Source organism: Streptomyces sp., from assembly GCF_050698815.1.
In the GTDB taxonomy this organism is placed as follows: domain Bacteria; phylum Actinomycetota; class Actinomycetes; order Streptomycetales; family Streptomycetaceae; genus Streptomyces.
On sequence record NZ_JBOHCV010000543.1, the window covers coordinates 1 to 6,541 of the forward strand.

4 protein-coding genes and 1 pseudogene are annotated in these 6,541 nt (G+C 70.0%); 4 read left to right on the forward strand and 1 reads right to left on the reverse strand.

Features of this window, described 5'->3' with window-relative positions:
* Positions 1-3,376: pyruvate carboxylase (locus ACRDP3_RS19700; protein ID WP_431518289.1), on the reverse strand; the 3,376-nt coding region annotated here is incomplete at its 3' end.
* Positions 3,377-3,738: 362 nt separating this feature from the next.
* Between ACRDP3_RS19700 and ACRDP3_RS19705 the strand changes: the two genes are divergently transcribed.
* The 4 genes and pseudogenes from ACRDP3_RS19705 to ACRDP3_RS19720 all read left to right on the forward strand — a co-directional run.
* The gene (locus tag ACRDP3_RS19705; protein ID WP_431518290.1) at positions 3,739-4,758 is read left to right on the forward strand and encodes a TAXI family TRAP transporter solute-binding subunit; all 1,020 of its coding nucleotides are present in this window, start codon (positions 3,739-3,741) and stop codon (positions 4,756-4,758) included.
* A gap of 238 nt (positions 4,759-4,996) precedes the next feature.
* Positions 4,997-5,329: a hypothetical protein gene (locus ACRDP3_RS19710; protein WP_431518291.1), complete on the forward strand. Its 333-nt coding sequence runs from the start codon at positions 4,997-4,999 to the stop codon at positions 5,327-5,329.
* Positions 5,330-5,622: 293 nt separating this feature from the next.
* On the forward strand, positions 5,623-5,922 hold the full coding sequence (locus ACRDP3_RS19715; RefSeq protein WP_431518292.1) for a hypothetical protein: 300 nt from the start codon (positions 5,623-5,625) through the stop codon (positions 5,920-5,922).
* A 213-nt stretch (positions 5,923-6,135) separates the two neighbouring features.
* Positions 6,136-6,416: pseudogene (locus ACRDP3_RS19720) on the forward strand (SDR family NAD(P)-dependent oxidoreductase); the annotation flags it as partial.
* Between the last annotated feature and the right edge of the window lie 125 nt (positions 6,417-6,541).

Consider the following 6,541-nt stretch of genomic DNA (forward strand, 5'->3'; position numbering starts at 1 on the left):
AGCTGATCTCGATGAGCAGGTCGCCGGCCTCGACCTGCTGGACCTCGCCGATCGCGAGCCGGCCGACCGTGCCGGCGCGCTGGGCCGTGATGGACGCCTCCATCTTCATCGCCTCGATGGTGGCCACCGTCTGGCCCGCGGACACCGAGGCGCCCTCGGCCACCTGCAGCGTGACCACCCCGGCGAACGGAGCGGCGACGTGGCGGTCGTCGCCCCGCTCCGCCTTCTCCGCCGCCTTGACGTCCGTGGCGATGGACTCGTCGCGTACCGACACCGGCCGCAACTGCCCGTTGAGTGTGGTCAGCACCGAACGGAAGCCCCGCTCGTCGGCCTCGGAGATGGCCTCCAGCTCGATCAGCAGCGTGACGCCGGGCCCGAGGGTGACCGTGTGCTCCGTCTCCGGTTCAAGGCCGTAGAGGAAGTCCTTGGTGGGCAGTACGGAGGTGTCGCCGTACGCCTCGCGGTGGGCTTCGAACTCCTTGGTCGGGCCCGGGAACAGCAGCCGGTTCAACGTCGCCCGGGGCTCGTCGGCCAGACCGCGCTCGTCCTCGGCGGACAGCGCGGAGATCTCCGCCCGCGGCAGGCGGCCCTGCAGCGCCCGGGTGCGGAACGGCTCGGGCCACCCACCGGGAGGGTCGCCCAGCTCGCCGCGCAGGAACGCGATCACCGAGTCAGGCACGTCGAACTTGCCCGGATCGGACTCGAAGTCCGCCGCCTCGACTCCGGCTCCGACCAGATGCAGCGCCAGGTCTCCCACCACCTTCGACGACGGTGTCACCTTCACCAGCCGGCCCAGCATCCGGTCCGCCGCCGCGTAGCAGTCCTCGATCAGCTCGAAGCGGTCCCCCAGGCCGAGCGCGATGGCCTGCTGGCGCAGGTTCGACAGCTGCCCGCCGGGGATCTCGTGGTGGTAGATCCGCCCGGTGGGCGAGGCCAGCGCGGATTCGAACGGCGCGTAGACCTTCCGTGTCGCCTCCCAGTACGGCTCCAGATCCCCGACGGCCTGGAGCGACAGCCCCGTCGCCCGCTCCGTGTGGTCGGTGGCAGCGACCAGCGCGGAAAGCGACGGCTGGCTGGTGGTGCCCGCCATGGAGGCGACGGCGGCGTCGACGGCGTCGACCCCGGCGTCGATGGCGGCGATCAGCGTCGCGAGCTGCCCGCCCGCCGTGTCGTGGGTGTGCAGGTGCACCGGGAGGTCGAACCGCTCGCGCAGCGCGGTCACGAGCGTGCGGGCGGCAGGCGGGCGCAGCAGTCCGGCCATGTCCTTGATCGCCAGTACCTGCGCGCCGGCCTCGGTCATCTGCTCGGCCAGACGCAGGTAGTAGTCCAGCGTGTAGAGCGTCTCGGCGGGGTCCGACAGGTCCGCCGTGTAGCACAGCGCGACCTCGGCCAGTGCCGTGCCGGTCTCCCGCACCGCGTCGATCGCCGGGCGCATCTGGGAGACGTCGTTGAGGGCGTCGAAGATCCGGAAGATGTCGATCCCGGTCGCCGCCGCCTCGGCGACGAAGGCTTTCGTGACCTCGGTCGGGTACGGCGTGTAGCCGACGGTGTTGCGTCCGCGCAGCAGCATCTGCGTGCAGACGTTGGGCACCGCTTCCCGGATGGCCGCGAGCCGTTCCCAGGGGTCTTCGGCCAGGAACCGCAGCGCCACGTCGTACGTCGCGCCGCCCCAGCACTCCAGGCTCAGCAACTGCGGCACCGTGTGGGCGACGTGCGGCGCGACGGCCAGCAGGTCCCGTGTACGCACCCGGGTCGCGAGCAGGGACTGGTGCGCGTCACGGAAGGTGGTGTCCGTGACGGCGACGGCGGACTGTCGGCGGAGTTCGGCGGCGAAGGCGTCCGGCCCCAGAGCGGCGAGGCGCTGCCGGGAGCCGTCGGGCGGTGATTCGCCCAGGGGCGCGGACGGCAGCTTCTCGACGGGGTCTATGACGACCGGCCGGGGGCCGTGGGGCCGGTTGACCGTCGTCTCGGCGAGGTAGTTGAGGATCCGGCTGCCCCGGTCGGCCGACGGGCGGGCGTGGATCAGCTGGGGATGCTGGTCGATGAAGCTGGTGGTGACGCGGCCTGCCTGGAATTCGGGGTGGTCCAGCACCGCGCCGAGGAAGGGGAGGTTGGTGGACACTCCACGGATGCGGAACTCGGCGATCGCGCGGCGCGCGCGGCGCGCGGCATTGTCGAAGTCGTGCCCGTGGCAGGTGAGTTTGACCAGCATCGAGTCGAAGTACGCGGACACCTCGGCGCCGGTGTGCACCGTGCCGCCGTCGAGCCGGACACCGGGGCCGCCGGGTGAGCGGTAGGCGGAGATGGTGCCCACGTCGGGCCGGAAGCCGTTCGCGGGGTCCTCGGTGGTGATGCGGCACTGCAGGGCGGCGCCGGACAGGACGATGTCGTCCTGGGTCAGGTTCAGTTCGGGAAGGGTCATGCCGGCGGCGATGCGCAGCTGGGCGATCACCAGGTCCCGGCCGGTGACCTGTTCGGTCACCGTGTGCTCCACCTGGATACGCGGATTCATCTCGATGAAGACGTGGTTGCCGCGCTCGTCGACCAGGAACTCCACGGTGCCCGCGTTCACATAGCCGATGTGGCGGCCGAACGCGACGGCGTCGGCGCAGATCCGCTCGCGCAGGTCCGGGTCCAGGTTCGGTGCGGGCGCGATCTCGACGACCTTCTGGTGGCGCCGCTGCACCGAGCAGTCCCGCTCGTACAGGTGCACGACGTTGCCCTCGGCGTCGGCGAGAATCTGCACTTCGATGTGGCGCGGGTTCACCACCGCCTGCTCCAGGAAGACGGTCGCGTCGCCGAACGCGGACTGCGCCTCGCGCATCGCGGCGTCGATCGCCTCCCGCAGTTCGCCGGGCTCGGCCACACGGCGCATGCCCCGCCCGCCACCACCGGCCACCGCCTTGACGAACACCGGGAATTCGACGTCCTCGGCGGCCGCGAGCAGTTCGTCCACGTCCGTGGACGGCTGCGACGACTTCAGTACCGGGACGCCGGCCTCCCGCGCCGCCGCGACCGCGCGGGACTTGTTCCCCGTCAGGTTCAGCACCGACGAGGGTGGCCCGACGAAAGTGATCCCCGCCTCCGCACAGGCCGCGGCGAGGTCCGGGTTCTCCGACATGAAGCCGTAGCCCGGGTAGACCGCGTCGGCGTCCGCCTTGCGCGCCGCCTTGATCACCTCGTCGACCGACAGGTACGCCCGGACGGGATGACCGGGTTCACCGATCCGGTACGACTCGTCCGCCTTGGCCCGGTGCAGTGAGTTGCGGTCCTCGTACGGGAACACGGCCACCGTGGAGATACCGAGCTCGAACGCCGCACGGAACGCGCGGATCGCGATCTCACCACGGTTGGCGACCAATACCTTGCCGAACATCAAACTCCCTGGTCGTATCGCGGACGGGCAGCCTAGGGACCGGCGATGTCACCGCGGCTCATCAGAGCGGTCCGGCAGCCTCGTGGACGGTGTCGATGAGCTCGCTGGATCGATCGGCGCTGGAGCTTCCCTCGTTCGGAGGGCGGGAACGCCTCGTTCGGGCGAAGACCGACGGCTCTGTCGGGCCTCACTCCTGGAGTCCGGGGTGCTGGTCACCGTACCGGACGGCATGTGATCTGCGCCGTATCGATCCGGGTGGATCCCGCCACAGCTCCGCAGGCGCGGGCGCGGCCCTCGGCCGGAAGGAGGGCAGCGTCGATCGCCCCTCGCTTCCCGTGCCCGCGAATGGCACGATCGCGCCCATGGTCAGCTTCCGCCGCATCCCAACCGGACCGGGAGGCCTCCGCCCGGGCCGGCGGACGCTGCTTCGGTCCGCCGCAGCCCTGATCGCCGTACTCGCACTGCTGCTGTGGTGGCTGCTGCCCGGCGGCGGCCCGTCCCCCAGCGGCACGGTCACCTTCGCCACCGGCGTGCCCACCGGCGTCTACGCCCGCTACGGCACCCTCCTCAAGGAGCGGCTCCCCCGCGAACTGCCGGACGTCAACCTCCGGCTGCGCTCCAGCCAGGGCTCGGTGCAAAACCTCGAGATGGTCTCCACCGGCAAGGCGTCTTTCACCATCGCGGCGGCGGACGCGGTGGCCGCGTACCGCGACACCAAGGAACCGGAGGCCAAGCGGCTGCGCGCGTGCGCCCGCCTGTACGACGACTACATGCAGCTGGTCGTCCCGGCGGGCTCCGGCGTGCGCAGCGCGAAGGACCTCAAGGGTCTGCGGGTCGGTGTGGGCCAGGAGCGGTCGGGCGTGAACCTGATCGCCGGCCGCCTGCTGCGGGCCGCCGGCCTGGACGTCGACCACGACGTGCGTCCGGTGCGTGCGGGCATCGACCGGATGCCGGGGATGCTGGCGAAGGGCAAGCTGGACGCGTTCTTCTGGTCGGGCGGCCTGCCGACCGGCGCGATCGAGAGCCTGGCGGCGAAGACCAACATCCAGCTCGTCCAGCTCGGCGACCTCGTACCGAAGCTCCACGCCCAGCAGCCCGAGACGCGCTACTACCGCGCCGCGGTGATGCCGCCGGACGCCTACCCGGCCGTCCAGCAGGGCGAGTCCGTCAAGACGGTCGCCGTGGCGAACCTGCTGGTCACCACCGACCGTACGGACGCGGCCCTGACCGAGGGCATGACGCGCGGGGTGGTCAACAACCGCGACGAGATCGGCCGCGAGGTCCACGCGGCCCAGAAGGTCGACCTGCGCACAGCGATCTACACCTCGCCCCTCCCGCTGCACACCGGCGCCCGCCGCTACTACCGCTCGGTCAAGCCGTAGCGCCGACCGCGCCCTTCAGCGGACCTTTCCGCGGTAGCCGCCGGTGAGGATGACCGCGAGCGGGGTTTTCCACGGAGATTACCTGCCGTCCATCCTGCCGAACAGACGTAGATGCGGGACTCCTTGCGCAGGTCAGGACGTGAGGGGTGTATGACCACCAGACGTAGCGGTGAATCTGGGCTCGGTCGAGGGTCAACACCGGTGAGCACACCGCATGAACGAGGGGAATGATCCTGCTATGGCGAAATTCGTGACCATTGGGTATGGAGACCAAGGCGGCTACGACCGTACCGACGCGGCGGTACGGAATGAAGCACATGCACATGACTCCCACCTGCTTGAGGCCGGGGCCGTTGCGGGCATCGCCGGCTCGCCTGTACAGGTGCGCAACCACGACGGTGCCGGCATGACCGTGGAGAGCGGCTCCTTCATGACCTCGGATCTCCCGGTTGCCGGGTTCGGGATCATCGAAGCCGCAACCATCGAGGAGGCCGTCCAACTCGTGTCGAAGACGCCATGCGCAGTTGCACAGGGAGTGGTCGAGGTCTGGCCGTTGCAGGAGTCGCCGTAGACCGCCAGGAGAGAAGAGCGGTGGAGAATCTCGGAGTCGATCACGCCCAGGCGCCGGCCGGCACGTAGGGCCAGACCAGCCAGGCGGCGGACTGCTCGTACCCCCGCGCCTGCCCGATCAGGCTGGGGCCCTGCTCCACGAACCCGAAGGTGACGTTGCGTTCAGGCCCGGCTCGTCTTGGTCAGTCATCGAGGTCGGGAGGATCCTTACTTCGAAGCCTCGAAAAGGCAAACGGCAGCGCACGCAACGCACTTCACTGAGTACGCGAGTAGTTCAAACCGCCAGGAGGAACTGTGAACCTTCCCAACAGCCGTGGTCCCCGAGCTGTCACACTCGCCACCACGATCGCCGTCACCGCAGTCCTGACCATCGCCACCGGATGCGGCCCCGACGAGAAGGACTGCAAGAAGCGCGACAAGGGCGCCCCCACCCAGAACATGCCTGGCAACGACGACGCCCAGCTCGCCGCATTCAACAAGTCCGTAGGTGGCTCGAGCGGCGGCCGCGGAGGCACCACCAGCGGAGGAAGCAAGGGTGGCACCACGAAGGGCGGCGTCACCGCCGGCCACAACGACTGCGAAGACGGCGACTGACCCGAAGCCGTTGAAAGGCCCCACCATCGCGACAGCAGCCGCGCCCGTAGGAGGCGCGCGCGTCCGGACAGGTGGCGCGAAGTCACGTTGCCCAACAGGCCGTCCGTGAGGCCGATGCAATGCCACAGCTGTTCACGGGCACTGGACGAGCCGTCCATGCCCGCGATGAGGCGAGGGTTCGCCACCGCACAACGAGGCAGGAAGGATGGTTCCATGACCACGGTATTGATCACTGGAGCCAGTTCCGGCCTCGGAGCCTGCTTCGCCCGTCGGCTCGCGGCCCGCGGAGCCGATCTCGTTCTCGTCGCCCGCGACGAGACCCGTCTCAAGGCCACAGCCGACGAGCTGCGCTCCCGTTACGGCTCGAAGCGGAGGTGCTCGTCGCCGATCTCCTCGAGCCGGACGGCTGCGCACGGGTCGAGGCCCGCCTCGCCGCCAGCGCGTACGCTTCCGTCTCCCCCGTCGACGTCCTCGTCAACAACGCCGGCTTCGGCCTGCCCGACTGGGCGTGGCTCGACGTCGACGCCGTCGTACGTCAGGCACTGCGCGACCTCCACCGGGGCAAGCCGGTCAGTGTCACCGGCTGGCAGTACAAGGCGTACGCCTTCGCGGCGCGTCA